Origin of the sequence: Bacillus sp. FJAT-45066, from assembly GCF_002335755.1 — a bacterium.
Taxonomy (GTDB): Bacteria; Bacillota; Bacilli; order Bacillales; family Bacillaceae_I; genus Bacillus_CD; species Bacillus_CD alkalisoli.
This window is the reverse complement of sequence record NZ_NISQ01000001.1, coordinates 3,219,028-3,236,613: the sequence shown is the minus strand read 5'-3', so window position 1 is coordinate 3,236,613 and position 17,586 is coordinate 3,219,028. Positions and strand designations below refer to the sequence as shown.

The following is a 17,586-nucleotide window of genomic DNA, read 5'->3' as shown; positions in this document are numbered from 1 at the left end:
GAACTTCATTCGCCTTATGAAGTTCATTTTTTTCTTTATTCTTGAGCAAAATGAACTTCATCGGCCTTATCAAGTTCATTTTCTTCTTTTTTCTCGAGCTAAATGAACTTCGTCGGCCTTATCAAGTTCATTTTCTTCTTTTTTCTTGAGCTAATTGAACTTCATCTATATTCCTATTTCTTATTAAACCCTTTTTTCTCTACAAACTCTTTCATATACATGCGTTTTGGACTTTCTAACATCGAAGCCATTTGAGCAGTCCATTTGTCGTTGCGCATCCCATTTGTTCTGTCGTAATAATATTGAGAAATTTCTTTGTTATATGCTTCTAACTGTTCTTTAAATTGTTCATTATTTGGTTCGTATGTTTCTTCATGGTAAACGTTTGAAACTGGTAAACGTGGTTTCACGCCTGGATCTTGCGCTGGGTAACCTACTGTTAAACCGAATAACGGAATAACTCTATTTGGAGTTTGCAACACTTCACATACCTTTTCTAAATTGTTACGTAATCCTCCTATATAACAAATACCTAATCCCATTGATTCTGCTGCTATTGCCGCATTTTGTGCTGCGAGTGATGCGTCAATAAGTGACACCATATATTTCTCTGTGCTCTCTAACGATTCGCTTAAATCTACTCCTTCCATTTCCGCAATCACATCATGTCGATGTAAATCTGCGCAGAAAACAAAGAAGTGACCGCTATTTTCTACATAAGACTGATTACCAGCTAGTTCTGCTAGTTCTTGTTTCTTTTCTTTGTTCGACACTCCGATAATAGAATAAGCTTGTATAAAACTAGAAGTGGATGCTGCTTGAGCACTTTTTACAATGGTTTCAATTTGTTCCTTTGTTAGCTGTTTATCTTCAAATTTCCTTATAGATCGATGAGCTAATAACGTATTAATTACTTCATTCATGAAACATAACTCCCTCCAACATCTTTTATATCTCTATTAAAACAAAAGACCCACTACATTGACTAGTTTTTCGCCCCGCTGGCAGCATATTTGGTATCTTTTTATATTTTGGGTGCAAAATGGTAAAATAGGAGTACAACGTTCCAACTAACTTCTTGGAATAGACTTTATGGGGGATTACATATGAATTTGAAAAATTTAGGAATTGTTTTTTGGGTTTCGGCGACCATTGTTGCCATTTTAGTGTTAATAGGAGCATTGGCGCCAAACGCATTTGGAGAGATATCGGGGCGCGCGCTGGATTTTACTACATATGCTTTCGGTTGGTTTTACTTGTTAGCCGTTTTATTCTTTGTGTTATTTTGTCTTATTTTAGCGTTTACTCGTTACGGAAGGATTCGCTTAGGAAGAGATGAAGATCGACCAGAGTTTCCTTTTTTCACTTGGATAGGGATGCTCTTTAGTGCAGGATTTGGTGTTGGTCTTGTTTTTTGGGGAATTGCAGAGCCAATGAGCCACTATTTTACACCACCACGTGATACGGTAGAGCCTTTAACTGATGTTGCGGCTCGTACTGCGATGCACTATTCCTTTTTTCATTGGGGAGTAAGTCAATGGTCCGTCTTTACAGTCGTTGGACTTGCAATCGGTTATTTTCAGTTTAGAAAAAAAGAAGATGGACTTATCTCCACAACACTTAAGCCAGTCATTGGGGATCGTGAATACATAAAAAAGCCTATTGATATTTTAGCGGTTATCGCTACAGTGATGGGAGTCGCTACTTCATTAGGACTTGGGATTTTACAAATTAACGGTGGGTTAAATGTTGTTTTCGGCATTCCAAATAATGCAATCGTTCAACTTATTATCATATTTGTTCTTTTACTTTTGTATTTAAGTTCGACGAGTACTGGATTAAATCGCGGAATTAAATATTTGAGTAACTTAAACTTAGCTCTTGCTATTTTATTGACGGCTTTTGTATTTATTATGGGGCCGACTGTGTTTATTTTAAATACGTTTACGCTTGGTATTGGGGATTATATTTCTAATTTCTTTAATACAAGCTTACGATTAACACCATACAAAGGTGGAACGTGGGTACGTGACTGGACGATTTTCTATTGGGCTTGGGCCATTGCTTGGTCACCTTTTGTTGGTGCATTTATTGCTCGAGTTTCTAGAGGAAGAACGATTCGGGAATTTGTCCTTGGCGTGTTAATTGTTCCCCCATTAATTGCACTGTTCTGGATTGCAGTATTTGGAGGAACAGCTTTACACTTTGATCTATTTGGTGGGACAGATATTGCCACAACGGTAAATAATGATATTACATCGGCATTGTTTACTACCTTTGCACAACTGCCATTTACTTTTATTCTATCATTACTTTCTATCTTATTGATTCTTACGTTCTTAATTACTTCTGCGGACTCCGCGACGTTTATTTTAGGAACGATGACGTCGAATGGTAGTATGAATCCACCATTATTTTTACGTGTCATTTGGGGGACTTTAATGGCTTCTATTGCGGCTGTTCTATTGTTGTCGAGTGGATTAGAAGGATTACAGACAGCTTCCTTAGTTGCTGCGTTGCCTTTTACTGTTATATTACTTGGGATTTGTCATTCTTTAGTGAAGGCGTTGAATAAAGAGCGCAAAGAGCAGAAACGAGCGAAATAGGAAGATTGGGAAGAACCTACTTATTAAATTGAGTAGGTTTTTTTTATGTATGAGAGTGCTATCGGTACTTTTCTCCGTCCTATGGGCACTTTTCAGGCGCTTATCTATACTTTTTGCAGGTCTATCGGTACTTTTCTACTCTCTATCTATCCTTTTTAGAATTCAGAACAAAATTTAGTAATTCTACAATTATCTCAACTTTTTTAAAAAAATAGGACAAATATCCATAATAGAAGGAATATACTGAATATTGTAGAACTACTACATTTGTATACAAACTTATATGGGGGAGGAAGAAAAAGTATGAAGCCAATAATTTCTTTTTTCAATCGGCTAATGCAACGTTATTTACCTGATCCATTTTTATTTGTTATTATCCTTACTTTTGTTGTATTTGGATTAGGTCTAATTTTCACAAGCAGTGGACCAGTTGACATGGTAAAGCATTGGGGAGATGGCTTTTGGGGATTGCTCGCATTCTCGATGCAAATGGTACTTGTACTTGTTACAGGTTATGTTTTAGCAAGTAGTCCTGTATTCAAAAAATTTCTAGGAGCACTTGCTTCTACTGCAAAATCACCAGGATCTGCTATCGTTATCGTAACAGTTGTTTCGTTAATTGCTAGTTGGATTAACTGGGGATTCGGATTAGTTATTGGGGCACTTTTTGCAAAAGAGCTTGCGAAAAAGGTGGAAAACGTAGATTATCGCCTACTAATTGCAAGCGCTTACAGCGGATTTATTGTGTGGCATGGTGGATTCTCTGGTTCCATACCGTTAACAATTGCAACAGAAGGACATTTTTCTCAAGATCTAATTGGGGTCATTTCTACTTCCGAAACTATTTTCTCTACATTTAACTTAATTCTTTTAGCTGCTTTGTTTTTAGTATTACCTTTAATGAACAGACTTTTAATGCCTTCAAAAGAAGATACAGTTTCTGTTGACCGTACATTATTAGAAGAAGCATCTAACTTACAAGCAGCAACAATCGAAAAGGCAAATATGACACCAGCTGAACGTCTAGAAAACAGTTATATTTTATCACTAACTGTATCTGTTATGGGGTTAGCCTTTTTATTCTATTATTTTGCAAACAATGGCTTTAGTTTAAATTTAAATATCGTTAATTTCCTATTCTTATTCTTAGGAATCCTGTTCCACTGGACTCCTAAAAACTTCTTAGAATCAGTAATGAATGCGGTGAAAGGTGCAAGTGGTATCATCATTCAGTTCCCGTTCTATGCTGGTATTATGGGAATGATGACAGCATCAGGCTTAGCGGCGGTTATGTCAGAAGCGTTCGTTAGCATTTCTAATGAGCATACATTCCACTTTTTCGCATTCTTAAGCGCTGGTATTGTTAACTTCTTCGTACCATCTGGAGGCGGCCAGTGGGCTGTCCAAGCTCCAGTTATGCTAGAAGCTGCAAAAGCAATGGACGTATCTATTGCAAAAACGGCTCTTGCTGTATCATGGGGCGATGCTTGGACGAACTTAATCCAACCGTTCTGGGCGTTGCCGGCACTTGCCATTGCGGGACTCAAGGCGAAAGACATCATGGGCTTCTGTGTTATTTTACTATTTGTAAGTGGAGCTATCATTTCTCTAGCTTTCTTACTACTATAATCATGACTTCAGGCCTTCTCCTTATTGGAGGAGGCTGTTTTACTTATTTTCAAAATGAACAAATAAGTAATAAGCGTAACGAATGTTCCGTTTATTATAATTAAATAACGTTCAATATAATACGTAAATTATATGAAAGAATAGGTTTAATATTCGTTTTTCGTTTAGTAATTGTACATTATGAAACTCACTCAACTAAAATATTCGTTTTTCATTAAACGACCCTAATAATGAAATTGATTCACTTTTACCGCAAAATAAAAAAGAGAAGGATTTCTCCTTCTCGTTAGTATTAGGTTATATGTCCCATTTTATGACATTCATTTTTAGTTTTCCTTTTGCACCAACCTTTATAGCACGGTTGCTTTCAAACGGGAACATACGGGCTGTAAACACTTCTTCCCCACCATTCACAAATACTTCTATGGATGATGTGTCTAAATATATAGTTAACAAAGACAATTCTTCTAAAGAGCAACTACGAATTTCTGTTTGAGATGTCACGAAGTTAACCCTCTCCATGGAAAAGCGTTTTTCTTCTCTATTATAGATAAGTCTCACGTTATCTCTTACGTTTATTTCCAAAAAGGAGTAGTCATTCTCTAGTAATTCAACAAATAACTCATAACTATCTCCACTCATACCATCTAACTCTAGCATTTCGTCTACTGCGTAAACATTTTGGAGTTCAAGCTTTGACTTTCGTAAAAGAGCTAACTCTTCTACTGGTTGTTGAATGAGCTTATCGTTTACCATTTTTAATTCTCTTGGCAAGGTCATGCAGTGAATCCAGCGGTTTTCTATTGTTGGATGTTTATCTTCTTGTTGTTCCGGTACACCCATCCATCCGATCAGCAATCTGCGTCCATTTTCATCTAACGTTGTTTGTGGCGCGTAAAATTCAAAGCCTCTATCGAGTTCTACAAACTCTCCATGTTCAAAGTTTGCCTCTTGATATTCTAATTTCCCTAGGAAATATCCGGCTTGAAACACATTTTGATACTTATAGCCTTCTGGCTTTAACCCTTGTGGAGAGACAATTAATACATCCTTGTCATCAAGGTGAAACAAATCAGGGCATTCCCACATGTAGCCAAATTCTCCTAATCCGTTCAAATTAGACCCAGCAATTGCTCCCACATGTTGCCAATCTGTTCCGTTTTCGGATTTTAAAAGCGCAACTTTTCCTTCTAGTTCATGACTTTGTGCACCAACAACCATATACCACTTATCATCATGTTTCCATACTTTCGGGTCGCGGAAGTGTGCGGTATATGCTTCAGTAGGTAACTGGACTACTGGCCCTTTTTTTTCAAAACGGATGCCATCCTTAGATACGGCAAGGCATTGGTAGGTTTCACGGTTTCCTTCTTCATCTTTTACATTTCCTGTGTAAAAAAGGAGTAGTTCACCTTGATGGGAAATGGCGCATCCTGAATAACAGCCATTTTTATCAAACCAGTCACTCGGTGCTAGGGCAATTTTTTCGTGTGTCCATTGGACAAGGTCTGTTGATGTGTAGTGACCCCAAAACTTTGCGCCATGACCAGTTTTAAATGGCATCCATTGATAAAATAAGTGATATGTTCCGTTCCAGTGAATGAAGCCATTCGGGTCGTTTAGTAAGCCTACTGGAGGCATGATGTGATAGTTTAGACGGTAATAGTCGTTTCCCACTAATTCTTTGTATTTTTCTACTTCTGCTAATGCTTGTTGTTTTAGTGCATCATCTTTGGAAGTCATTCGATACCTCCTACTTTAATTTCTATATTTTAGGGTTCTAATTGTTGATTTCAGCTGCAGGTGTTCGCTTTCCGCGGGCGGTAAAAAGGAAGGTTATTTTCACTGTCTTGAAAAAACCTACTCCTCGGCGCAAGCGCCTGTGGGGTCTCACTTGACACGCTTTCCCGCAGGACAAGGAAGGCTCCGGAGCGATGCCTCGCACGAAGAAAATGCGTATGCATTTTCAAGGAGTCTCACACCTGCAGCTGAAATCAACTGTATACGTTGAAACAAAACTAACAAAAACAAATTAATTTCTTTTTACTAACAATTCCACTTTTTCTAATGTTGGTAGGGCGGTCATGGCTCCTTTTTGGGATGCAGCGAGGCCGCCGGATACACTGGCGAATTCGGCCATTTTTCTTGCTTTTTCTAGTGTAATTTCATTTACACTTTCGTTCATGTTCGCAAGGCAGTAAAGAATACCTGATACGAATGCGTCTCCTGCTCCAGTAGTATCTACAGCGTTCACTTTCATTGCTGGAACACGTACTGAACCGTCTTTCATAAACGCATAACTACCTTCCGCTCCTAGCGTGATGAAAATGAGTGGAATGTTATACTGTTCCTTTAAAGAAGCTACCCCTATCTCAATCTCAGCTTCTCCTGTTAGAAACTCCAACTCTTCTTCGGAAATCTTTAATACATCCACTTTTGGCATGATGGACAAAATCGTTTCTTTTGCTTGTTGTTCTGACTGCCACAAACTTAAACGTAAATTCGGGTCATACGAAACGATTAGCCCTTTCTCTTTTGCCTGCTCAACAGCTTTCTCCGTTGCACTTCTAGAAGGTTCACTTATCATGGAAATAGATCCGACGTGTAGGATGTTATGTTCTTCAAAAAGCGTATCTACAATATCCTCTTCCTGTAAAAATCGATCTGCACTTGGGTCAATATAAAAGTCAAAACTTCTTTCGCCACCCTGTCCAAGTGTGACAAAAACGGCTCCAGTGCGTACGTCGTCTGTCATAGACATATAGTTTGTATTCACGCCGTAATTTTGAAGCGTTTCTTTCAAAAATCGACCAAGTACATCGTTTCCAACTTTACCAACAAACGTGGAAGGTGTTTGTAGTCTAGCAACACCTACCGCTACGTTTGCTGGCGCTCCCCCTGGGCTTTTTTGATACGTTACATTATGTTCATCAAGCGGAATGAAATCTATTAATGCTTCCCCTAAAGATATAACTCCTTTTTTCATCATCCGTACGCCTCCTCGCAAGTTTGCAGGGAAGGCTAAAAAAGCCCTCCATGCCCCAATATACTTTTTAGTCTTCTTTAATGCCCATAATCCAAGTCGCGATAAATGCTGTTGATACTGCAATGGCAAATCCAATTAGATAGTGAACAACATTCATCATGCCAAACTCCACTAAAATAGCAATCATCGGAATACCAGTTAATCCGTAAGAGTTAGCAATAACATTTGTTAAGACAACATATCCTCCGCCTAATGCGCCACCGATAGCCGCTCCGATAAATGGCTTACGATATTTTAAGTTCACCCCGAAAATAACAGGCTCTGTAATACCTAAAAATGCTGATAATGCAGAAGGTAACGCAATTTCTTTCGTTTTAGCACGTTTTGCTAAGAAAAATACCGCCAATCCCGCACCACCTTGGGCCACATTTGCCATTGCCCAAATTGGTAACAAATAGTTAAAACCAAGTTGTGTAATGAGCCCCGCTTCTATTGCATGGAAGCTATGATGTACACCCGTTATAACAATTGTAGAATATAATCCACCGAAAATTAATCCAGCAAATACACTACCATGTTCATATATAAAATTTAAAACCGTAGTAATACCTTCTCCGATAAAGTTACCAAGTGGACCAATAAACATGATCGTGACAAATCCAGTTAATATAATCGTTAAGAATGGTGTAACAAGTAAATCAATCGCACCTGGCACTACTTTTCGTAAGCCTTTTTCTATTTTACTCATAATATAAACCGCTAATAACACTGGTACTACTGTTCCTTGGTATCCAATTAAATCAATGTTTATCCCGATAAAATAAATCGATTCCGGCTCTGCATTCGCTAATCCCCAAGGGTTCAACAATGCTGGATGGGTCATGATACCACCGATTACAGCACCTAAGTAAGTATTCCCACCGAATTCTTTTGCAGCACTATAGCCTAGTAAGATTGGTAAGATAATAAAAGAAGCACTAGAGAACATATCTAAAAAAAAGATTATTGGACTATCTGCAGAAACCCAATTGAATGTATTTAACATACCAAGAAGTCCCATTAATAAACCACTTGCAACAATCGCTGGGATGATTGGCACAAAAATGTTCGATAACGTTTTGGCAAAGCGAGCAATTGGATTTAATTTTTGCTTTACTGCTTCATTATGATCTTGTGTTTCTTTTTCATTCAGACCTACTTCTTTTGCAAATTCTATAAATACTTTATTAACCGTTCCTGTTCCAAAGATGACTTGGAACTGGCCAGAGCTTGCAAATGCACCTTTCACACCTTCAAGTTCTTCTAACCCGCTTGTATCCACTTTACTTTCATCTTGTAGTACGAGTCGTAATCTTGTTGCGCAGTGCATGGCGCTAATAATGTTGTCTTTTCCACCTAAGAGCGGAATTAGTTCTAATGCTATTTTCTTGTAATCCATCCTAATTTCCTCCAAATTGTTTTATATTTTTATTAATAATTGATTTGTTAAACACCGCTGTTGATTTCCGCGCAAGCCTTCGCTTTCCGCGGGAGTCTACGACTTGACGCGGAAATCAACTGTTTGAAAAGTATCGTAAATAACATTTGCTTAGCTAGTTCACACTTAAAAACAAAAAAAGACCTAAAAAACGTGGCTAGAAACTTTGATAGTTCCAGCGAACGAATTTTAGGTCTTGCCTGCTAAGTCAGTAACAATCCTGTTAAAAATGTTAAGTTGTGTATACGTTTACATTGTAGATGTTTCGACAAGATTCGTCAATAGGGAATTACTTCAGTAACCGTTGAACGTGAAGTGTGATATAACCTACTTCCGATGGCGGAAAGTCAAAGTTATATTCTGTATGCAAATAGTCAGCTATTTGCTGTGCACAAGAAAAAGCCTTGTCATATTTCACACGCAACAGTTCTAACATGTCTTCGTCCATGGAGTCGAATTGCTCTTCTCCTTCTACTCTTCCTAAAGCGAATCTTAAATGTGATACGAGCCTCTGGTAGGACATACTTTGTTCGGCTACATTTACATCTAACGTTTTCTCAATTAGGTCGATTAGTTCACTAATGATTGTTGTATGTTGTAATGTTTCGGTCATGCTTTTTGAACCAAGTTTTGCCGTATGAATATGAAGCGCAATGTGGCCCACCTCATCTTCCGGAATCTCAACATTTAATCGTTCCTTTATTAGCTGTTTCGCCCATATTCCAATTTCGAATTCTTTGCGGTAAAGCGTACGAATTTCATTCAGGAGCTTGTTTTGTATGGCAAATCCTTTTTGTAAACGCTCTATCGCAAATGATAAGTGGTCCGTTAAGGCAATATGAATGTGGTTGCTAAGTGGTACTTGCAACACACCTTCCGCATGGCTAATAATTTGTTCGGCAATCTCTATATGTGCTTCAGGTAATGTTGCTAACATTTCTTGGAATTTATCATTGCCATCTTTCATGACAAAGATTTTTTCAATTTTATTTTTAGCGACAATATCGTTCTTTCCTTTTTGAAAACCAATCCCGTTACCCATTACGATCTTTTCTTGTCCAGCTTCTTTTACTACAACCGCATTGTTATTTAGTATCTTGCTTATTCTCACGTTTGTACGCTCCCAACATGATAAGTTGGTAGTGTTAGGCACCTACCTTATGTCCCTTTATTATAACAAATTCGGAGGCTATGCAAAATTGAATAACTAATCAAAATCATCCAGGGTACTAACTGCAGATATTCGCGGAAGGTATTCGCTTTCCGCGGGCGGTAAAGGTAGGTTATTTTCACTGTCGTGAAGAAACCTACTCCTCGGAGCAAGCGCCTGTGGGTCTCCCTTGTCACGCTTCTCCCGCAGGAGTCTCATACCTTCCGCGAATATCTGCTTTATTTGTACAAGCAATTGCTATTAGTAAAAAAAAGTTATTTTACAATAAACGTTGCTAATGTTGTATCTCCTGCAACTGCCTCTGATACTGTTTCTTTTGTGAACGTTTCTAGCACATCACCGTTTGTCATAATAATCGGTGTCACAGTGCTTTTCGCTTTTTCTGCGATTAACGCCAAGTCAAAGCTAATTAGTTTAGTTCCAACTTTTACTTTGTCGCCAACTTGTACGTGGCCTTCGAAACCTTCGCCGTTCATGCTTACTGTTTCTAAACCTACATGGATTAGCACTTCTACTCCAGATGCTGTTTTAATTCCGATGGCATGTTTTGTTGGGAAAAATTGAACGATTTCACCCTCTACCGGAGATACAACTGTACCTTCTGTTGGTTCAATGGCAAAGCCGTCACCCATCATTTTTTGTGCAAAAACTGGGTCTGGTACTTCTTCTAATGGTACGAATCTTCCTGTTAGTGGTGCAATGATTGCTCCGTCTTTTGATACTTCTTCTTTACCGCCGATTAACTTTTTGAAAAATGACATGTTTGTTAGCACTCCTTTTGAAATATTCTGATAAAAAACAAATAGACCTAATGCGGCCATGTTAAACATGTGCATTAGGTCTTGCCTGCTGGTAGCAGTAACAATCCTATATATTTTGTTTTTTTAAAATAGACTCTGTTAAAAGGCCGCTGTTGATTTCCGCGCATATCTTCGCTTTCCGCGGGCGAGTCGAGAGCCTCCTCGGCGCATCGGCGCCTGTGGGGTCTCTCGCTACTCGCTTCTCCCGCAGGAGTCTCCGATATGCGCGGAAATCAACAGCTAAAAAGGTATCAAAAACTCAACACTAACCTTTAACACAGACAAAAAATAAAATCTAACATAACCATTCTTTTTAAAAACTTAAAGAAAAAATAAGGTTTTGTCAACTAGATTGTTATTTTTTGAAGATGGCTGCGTTCTTGACTAGTTCTTCCCAGTCTGGGTAGAAGTCGGAACGGCGGTCGCGCCATGTTGTGACAGAGCCACTTTCTCTTACTTTTTCTAAAAGAGAGATATCTAAGTCACCTGTAATGACCATGTCTGTATTGAGTTCACCTTCTGCGACAATTCCTTTCGGTGGAAACGGTACGTCGTTAGGGGAAAGAATGGCACCTTGCCCAAAGTTACCTCGCATAAAGTCAACAGTAGGTAAAGAACCGATTGTGCCTGTTGTGACAACATAGATTTGATTCTCAATGGTTCTCGCATGACAAGAGTAGCGGACTCGGTGGAAACCGTGGCGATCATCTGTACATGATGGTGCGAACACGACATCCGCCCCCATTGCTTTTGTTAAGCGTACAACTTCAGGAAATTCCATATCGTAACAAGTAACCATTGAAATCTTGCCTTTTTCTGTTTCAAACACTTGTAAAGATTCGCCTGGTGTTATACCCCATTCTTCCACTTCTGTCGGTGTTAAGTGAAGTTTCGGTTGCTCGGCAACTGTCCCGTCTGGATAAAAAAGATGTGCCACATTATACAGTTTTCCCGCGCGCTCAATAATGTGCGTTCCGGCAATAATATGCATGCCCGTTTGCGCTGCAACTCCCGTAAATAACTGATAGTACAATTCCGTATAGGATGGTAAGTCATTTATCGTTTGCTGTCTACCATCTTTCTCAAATGATAAAAGTTGCGTTGTAAAAAATTCAGGAAACAATATAAAATCCGCATCAAATTCAGCGGCCATTTTTACATAATGAATGACTTGATTTGCGAAATCTTCAAAACTTGTAATCGTGTGCAAATGATATTGCACAGCAGAAGCACGTATACGCAATTTGCCTACCCCCTAATCATATTAAAATGGAGCGCGTATTCGGTAACGCGAACCCGTATATGTTTGGAAAAAATTCAAACAAATCTACTATAACATTTTTTCGTTAAAAGTAGTTTATTAGGGTATTAAAAAAAGGTGGTGAATATTGGGTTGAATTTTCTGCATTCGTTTATGTTTAAAAGGAAAAACGGTTCCCTCCTTATGAAAAATTTAACCAATTTATAAATTCCTATTAGAAAAACGGCATATTTACTAGATATTTTTAAATTTTCTGTACTTTTTAATACTATTATCCTATATAATAAAAGTACTAAAAATATACGTGATGAGGGTATATTATGAAAATAACCGCTTTACACATCGGAAAAGTAATCGTAGATGATATTTACTCTATAAATGGGAGTCTTTTGTTAACAAAAGGCACCGTATTGTCTCAAACACATATAGAGAAATTACAACAGCATGAGTATTACTTTCATCCGTCTTTATTGGTAGCTGAGTCTGCTTATATTAAATATGAACAATTCGAACAGGTAAAGTCTCTCTATCAAACTAGTGTAGAGTCTTTTCAATCGATATTTTCTAGTATTGAAAAGGACAAGTTGCCTCCACTAGATGAGCTGTATCAGATGTTAAATCCGCTTGTCGATCAGTTAGTAGAAGACCCTGTATTTATTCGTTATATCCAGCAAGTTAGAAGTTACGATAATTATACTTACACACATAGCATGAACGTGAGTATCTATGCATCCTTAATTGCAAAAATATTAAATTATGATAAGAAAGATATTAAGCTTTTAGGCCAGATGGGACTTTTTCACGATGTGGGCAAACTGTTGATCGATAAAGATATCATTCAAAAGCCTGGACAATTAAATGAGCGAGAATGGCAAGAAATACAAAAGCACACAACGTATGGTTATGACATGCTAAAGAATGTACCGTATATTCATCCACTTATTTTACAAGGTACACTTTTGCACCATGAGCGTTTAGATGGAAGTGGATATCCGGCAGGGTTAAAAAATAACCGGATCCCGTTTTTTGTACAAATACTTTCTGTTGCGGATGTATATGACGCCATCAGTTCTAATCGAAGTTACCGACCAAAACAAAATATATTTGTCACGACGAAGATTTTAATGCAGGAAGCTAAGTTAAATCGTCTTAATCCAGCTATTGTTACTCCATTCGTACAATATATGTTTTCTAATCATATTCGTGATGAAGTGGTACTTAACAACGGGCGTTTTGCAGAAATTATATTTATTCATTCAGATGAGCCACACTTACCAATAATTAAAATGGATGATCATTTTATTGACTTAAGAAAGCATAAAGAAATAGAAATACTTGATTTTGCCACATAAGACGTTAAACAATTTGTATTTTACTATATTTTCTATTGAAAAATTTCAGTTTTGTATTAAAATAACATGTATTGCATAATTATCGACAGTACATAAGGGGATTAAAAAATGGATTCACAAAATTTTCGTACGATCAATATTTTAAAATTTGTTGTACCTTCTTTAATCGGTATTTTATTATTCATGTTTCCTGTTCCACTAGAGGAAGGCTTTACTATTCCAGTTGCTATTCTAGCTGGATTCTTAAAAGGACTAATAGAGCCACAATTACCGTTAATCATGACGATAATCATTACACTTACAGCTCTTGCAACATTACTTGTTAAAGGACTGAAAAAGCAAAATCCTCAATTTATAAAAGATGATAGCTTTTTCAATTCGTTGTTCAACGTGTCACCAGTATGGACAATTATTCGCGTTTTAGGGATGGTTTTAGCTTTACTTACTTATTTCCAAGTAGGTCCAGAAGCTATTTGGTCTGAATATACAGGTGGGCTATTGTTAGAAGGCTTATTACCTCTATTATTTACGGTATTTTTATTTGCAGGGTTATTTTTACCTTTACTATTAAACTTCGGTTTACTAGAGTTGTTCGGTGCGTTATTAACAAAGTTTATGCGCCCTGTCTTTACATTACCAGGTCGTTCTTCTATCGACTCGTTAACGTCTTGGTTAGGGGACGGAACAATCGGAGTTCTATTAACTAGTAAACAATATGAAGAAGGCTATTATACGAAAAGAGAAGCGGCCGTAATCGGTACGACGTTCTCGATCGTTTCGATTACATTTAGTTTAGTTGTTATCTCAGAAGTTAAGTTAACACATATGTTTGGAGAGTTTTATTTAACAATTGCTATTGCCGGTATTATCGCCGCGATTATTATGCCGCGTATTCCGCCGTTATCTCGTATACCTGATACGTATTACAACGGGGAGGCAAAAGGGCAACAAGAGTTAATTCCAGCTGGGACTTCTTCCTTTAAATGGGGATTATCCGCGGCTGTGAAGCGTGCTAGGCAAAACCAAAGTGTGCCTAAGTTTTTCCAAGATGGTGGGAAAAATGTTTTAGACATGTGGATGGGTGTTATTCCAATTGTAATGACATTTGGTACGATTGCGCTTGTTTTAGCTGAAAATACACCAGTGTTCCAATGGTTAGGCATGCCGTTCATTCCGATCTTAGAGTTGTTACAGATTCCTGAAGCAAGAGAAGCTTCTGCAACAATGATTGTCGGGTTTGCGGATATGTTCTTACCAGCCATTATCGGTAGCGGAATTGAAAGTGAACTTACTCGCTTCGTCATTGCCTGTGTGTCTGTAACACAGTTAATTTATTTATCAGAAGTCGGGGGCGTTTTATTAGGCTCCAAAGTACCTATTTCATTGAAAAATTTATTTATCATCTTTATCTTACGTACATTAATCACATTACCAGTTATCGCAGCAATGGCTCATCTTTTCTTTTAAGATTATAGAGTGAACAAAACTGCTTGAAAAGTATAAAGAATTTACAATATTATTTAAGTGCCGGTTGGATGACCGACTCCTGCGGGAGAGGGCAGGCTGGTGAGACCCCGCAGAGCCTTTGGACTCGAGGAGGCTCACCGCCTCCCCCGCGGAAAGCGGTCATCCAACCGGCACGTTTTTTTAAAATTATGGCTGTGTCTTAGTGTTGATATTTATATAATTACCTGTTGATTTCCGTGCAAGGCTGAGACTCCTGCGGGAGAAGCGGGAAGCGGGAGACCCCACAGGCGCTTGCGCCGAGGAGTAGGTTTTTTCACGACTGTGAAAATAACCTTCCTTTTTACCGTCCGCGGAAAGCGAAGCCTTGCACGGAAATCAACAGCAACCTTTAACATAGCCAAAATAAAAGTAAGCTTTTTAAAAATACTTCCTTGGCGCAATCAGTTCTTTTTTTACTGCTTGTACATATGTTATTAATGATTTTAATTGTAAAAGTCGGACAATTCCTGTATATTTTTCTCAAACGACTCTGTATTAGACAAGCTAAAATTATAGTAATTAAAGGAGAAGTTAACATGATATTTAAACGTTGGTTCAAGATGTTTATCGTTAGTTTGCTAGTGCTTTTAACAGGTTTTGCAACAATTGCTAGTGCAGCTGGTGGAGATACAGAAGATAGTATAAATGAAAAGTTCGGACTTCCTATTGTAGTGTATGGGGGGAACTTAACAGATGAACAAAAAGCTGAAGTAAGAAGATTGTTAAACGTTACAGACACTGCAATGGTAGAAGAAATTTCAGTAACAGGGGACGACTTAGTAAAATATATTGGTGGAGATCGTAGTTCTCGTATGTTCTCTTCCGCTAAGATTACTAGAAAAGAAAGTGGCGAAGGCCTTGTTATTGAACAAGTAACTCCAGATAATATTACAGAAGTGACAAATGAAATGTATGCGAATGCGCTTTTAACAGCAGGTGTCGAGGACGCTCTAGTTCAAGTAGCTTCACCTGTTCGTGTTAGTGGCCACTCGGCTTTAGTAGGAATTTATAAAGCATACGAAGTTGCAGGTGAAGAGTTAGACAAAGATCGCATGGAAGTTGCGAACGAAGAATTAAGTTTAGCTACAAGACTTGCAAAAGATATCGACAAAGAAAAAGTAAGTGAACTACTTACAGAAATTAAAAAGCAAATTGCTGAACAAAACCCAGCAACTCGTGAAGATGTTGAGCGTATTGTAGAGGAACAATTAAAGAAATTAAATATTGAGCTTAGTGCAGAGGATCGCCAGCTTTTAATCGACCTTTTTGAAAAGATGCGCGCACTTAATATTAATTTTGATAATGTTCGTCAGCAGTTAGAGGATATCTCCAAAGATATTAAAAATCGTATTGAAAGCTTAGTTGGAAATACAGGTTTTTGGGAAAGTGTAAAAGAGTTTTTCCGTGATCTATTCCAAACTATTTCTAACTTATTTAAATGAGTGAGTTTCATGATGTACAATTACTAAATGAAAAACGAATATTAAACCTGTTTTTTAATATAATTTACGTTTAATATCGAACGTTATTTAATTATAATAAACGGAACATTCGTTTTTCACTAAACGAATAGTAATTATGAAATTGATTCAAATAATAAATGAAAAGGGTGTATAGAAAATATTTTCTAGCACCTTTTCTTTCGTTTCAAAAACCGTGCCGGTGGTGTGTCCGCTTTCCGCGGGGGAGGCGGTGAGCCTCCTCAAGCCCAAGGGCTCTGCGGGGTCTCACCAGCCTGCCCTCTCCCGCAGGAGTCGGACACACCACCAGCACTTTTATTTCTTTTTAACAAACACTATTTCTTTTGTTAATTTACATTTAACCCGTTACCAGATCCCTCATGCTTCCTCTTTTATCTTCAACTGACTGCCTAAAAATTTGGCTAATTCTAGCATGCCATATTTCCCAGCTTTTTTTTCTGCATCAGCATTATAATTCGTATTTGTATTAACGTCGTAGGTGAATATTTCGCCATTCTCATTACGAATAAATTCAATTCCGGCTACTTGGATATTATTATCCCACAAGAACGCTTCATATTTTTCAATGATTGGGTCGTTAAAGCCTTCGATAATTTGAAACTTCGGCTTCTCTTCTTTTTCTTCTCCAACTGGGCAAAACAAATCACCAATTTGACAGGCATCTGCCGGGCAAAGCTCGAACCCTTCAGACGTGTCTACTTGCACTGCATATAGAAATTTTCCGCCGATGAATTCACATCTTGTAATGAACGGTTGTGGTGCTTTTATATATTCTTGAATGAGGGTAATCCCATCGACTGGCTCTTCAAACGCTGGACTATTTATATAGTTTTCTAGACTTGAGATAGAATGGAATAACTGTACACCTAATCCTTTGCCAGCACGATTGTGCTTTGTAATAAAAGAAGCTGCTCCAATAGCTTTAGCTGCTTTAATAATCTGCTCTGTTCCTACAGCCGCAATCGTTTTTGGTGTTTTGATTCCGTGTTTTTCTAATTCTGTATATTGATTTACTTTGCTTAATTCTAACTGAAGTGCTCGGCTACCGTTGTTCACACGGCGTCCGTTGTGTTCTAGCCATGCTAGAGTTGCAGCAGTTAGTTCTGGGGCGAATCGATGATTTCTAGTATGAGAAGATGCACTCATTCGGTTGTAAAAAACTCCTTGTGGTGGCTCTTCTGTTAATGGGACGATTCCTTCGTCTAAGTGCCACTCTTCGTATGGGAGGTTTAGCTCTTCTAATCGTTTCGTTAAATGCTCTGTCCACTCTTTATTTTCATGTATAATATAGATTTTTTCCAAGAATGTTCCTCTCCT

13 protein-coding genes are annotated in these 17,586 nt (G+C 38.0%); 5 read left to right on the top strand and 8 right to left on the bottom strand.

Annotated features, from left to right (window positions below):
- Window positions 1-173 precede the first annotated feature (173 nt).
- Complete coding sequence (gene nfsA / locus CDZ92_RS16370) at window positions 174-923, bottom strand: oxygen-insensitive NADPH nitroreductase (RefSeq protein ID WP_096156285.1); 750 nt, start codon at window positions 921-923, stop codon at window positions 174-176.
- Window positions 924-1,106: 183 nt separating this feature from the next.
- Here nfsA and CDZ92_RS16365 point away from each other — a divergent pair, with 183 nt between their 5' ends.
- Window positions 1,107-2,606 carry a BCCT family transporter gene (locus CDZ92_RS16365; RefSeq protein WP_096156284.1) on the top strand — a complete coding sequence of 500 codons (1,500 nt, stop codon included), beginning with the start codon at window positions 1,107-1,109 and terminating at the stop codon, window positions 2,604-2,606.
- Window positions 2,607-2,909: 303 nt separating this feature from the next.
- Window positions 2,910-4,235 carry a short-chain fatty acid transporter gene (locus CDZ92_RS16360; RefSeq protein ID WP_096156283.1) on the top strand — a complete coding sequence of 442 codons (1,326 nt, stop codon included), beginning with the start codon at window positions 2,910-2,912 and terminating at the stop codon, window positions 4,233-4,235.
- Between the two features lie 297 nt (window positions 4,236-4,532).
- Here CDZ92_RS16360 and CDZ92_RS16355 read toward each other — a convergent pair whose 3' ends face one another.
- From CDZ92_RS16355 to CDZ92_RS16330, 6 genes are all read right to left on the bottom strand, one after another.
- Window positions 4,533-5,978, bottom strand: coding sequence for a glycoside hydrolase family 32 protein (locus CDZ92_RS16355; protein ID WP_096156282.1), 1,446 nt, complete (start codon window positions 5,976-5,978; stop codon window positions 4,533-4,535).
- Window positions 5,979-6,267: 289 nt separating this feature from the next.
- Entirely contained in the window at window positions 6,268-7,221 is a 954-nt protein-coding gene (locus CDZ92_RS16350) for an aminoimidazole riboside kinase (RefSeq protein WP_096157038.1), read from the bottom strand.
- 67 nt (window positions 7,222-7,288) lie between these two features.
- Complete coding sequence (locus CDZ92_RS16345) at window positions 7,289-8,659, bottom strand: sucrose-specific PTS transporter subunit IIBC (RefSeq protein WP_096156281.1); 1,371 nt, start codon at window positions 8,657-8,659, stop codon at window positions 7,289-7,291.
- A gap of 328 nt (window positions 8,660-8,987) precedes the next feature.
- Window positions 8,988-9,809: a PRD domain-containing protein gene (locus CDZ92_RS16340; RefSeq protein ID WP_096156280.1), complete on the bottom strand. Its 822-nt coding sequence runs from the start codon at window positions 9,807-9,809 to the stop codon at window positions 8,988-8,990.
- Window positions 9,810-10,123: 314 nt separating this feature from the next.
- A complete protein-coding gene (locus tag CDZ92_RS16335) occupies window positions 10,124-10,630 on the bottom strand; it encodes a PTS sugar transporter subunit IIA (RefSeq protein ID WP_096156279.1) in 507 nt (168 codons plus the stop codon).
- Window positions 10,631-11,024: 394 nt separating this feature from the next.
- Window positions 11,025-11,912 carry a carbon-nitrogen hydrolase family protein gene (locus tag CDZ92_RS16330; protein WP_096156278.1) on the bottom strand — a complete coding sequence of 296 codons (888 nt, stop codon included), beginning with the start codon at window positions 11,910-11,912 and terminating at the stop codon, window positions 11,025-11,027.
- A 338-nt stretch (window positions 11,913-12,250) separates the two neighbouring features.
- Here CDZ92_RS16330 and CDZ92_RS16325 point away from each other — a divergent pair, with 338 nt between their 5' ends.
- The 3 genes from CDZ92_RS16325 (at window position 12,251) to CDZ92_RS16315 (ending at window position 16,230) form a co-directional block, all read left to right on the top strand.
- Window positions 12,251-13,282 carry an HD-GYP domain-containing protein gene (locus CDZ92_RS16325; protein WP_096156277.1) on the top strand — a complete coding sequence of 344 codons (1,032 nt, stop codon included), beginning with the start codon at window positions 12,251-12,253 and terminating at the stop codon, window positions 13,280-13,282.
- Between the two features lie 108 nt (window positions 13,283-13,390).
- Entirely contained in the window at window positions 13,391-14,749 is a 1,359-nt protein-coding gene (locus CDZ92_RS16320; protein ID WP_096156276.1) for a YjiH family protein, read from the top strand.
- Between the two features lie 575 nt (window positions 14,750-15,324).
- The gene (locus CDZ92_RS16315; protein ID WP_096156275.1) at window positions 15,325-16,230 is read left to right on the top strand and encodes a DUF1002 domain-containing protein; all 906 of its coding nucleotides are present in this window, start codon (window positions 15,325-15,327) and stop codon (window positions 16,228-16,230) included.
- 396 nt (window positions 16,231-16,626) lie between these two features.
- Here CDZ92_RS16315 and CDZ92_RS16310 read toward each other — a convergent pair whose 3' ends face one another.
- Window positions 16,627-17,571 carry an ATP-grasp domain-containing protein gene (locus CDZ92_RS16310; protein ID WP_096156274.1) on the bottom strand — a complete coding sequence of 315 codons (945 nt, stop codon included), beginning with the start codon at window positions 17,569-17,571 and terminating at the stop codon, window positions 16,627-16,629.
- Window positions 17,572-17,586: the final 15 nt, after the last annotated feature.

Coding starts and splice junctions, on each gene's coding strand:
- CDZ92_RS16315 (WP_096156275.1), top strand. CDS start 15,325: ATGATATTTAAACGTTGGTTCAAGATGTTTATCGTTAGTTTGCTAGTG.
- CDZ92_RS16335 (WP_096156279.1), bottom strand. CDS start 10,630: ATGTCATTTTTCAAAAAGTTAATCGGCGGTAAAGAAGAAGTATCAAAA.
- CDZ92_RS16350 (WP_096157038.1), bottom strand. CDS start 7,221: ATGAAAAAAGGAGTTATATCTTTAGGGGAAGCATTAATAGATTTCATT.
- nfsA (WP_096156285.1), bottom strand. CDS start 923: ATGAATGAAGTAATTAATACGTTATTAGCTCATCGATCTATAAGGAAA.
- CDZ92_RS16320 (WP_096156276.1), top strand. CDS start 13,391: ATGGATTCACAAAATTTTCGTACGATCAATATTTTAAAATTTGTTGTA.
- CDZ92_RS16360 (WP_096156283.1), top strand. CDS start 2,910: ATGAAGCCAATAATTTCTTTTTTCAATCGGCTAATGCAACGTTATTTA.
- CDZ92_RS16345 (WP_096156281.1), bottom strand. CDS start 8,659: ATGGATTACAAGAAAATAGCATTAGAACTAATTCCGCTCTTAGGTGGA.
- CDZ92_RS16325 (WP_096156277.1), top strand. CDS start 12,251: ATGAAAATAACCGCTTTACACATCGGAAAAGTAATCGTAGATGATATT.
- CDZ92_RS16355 (WP_096156282.1), bottom strand. CDS start 5,978: ATGACTTCCAAAGATGATGCACTAAAACAACAAGCATTAGCAGAAGTA.
- CDZ92_RS16365 (WP_096156284.1), top strand. CDS start 1,107: ATGAATTTGAAAAATTTAGGAATTGTTTTTTGGGTTTCGGCGACCATT.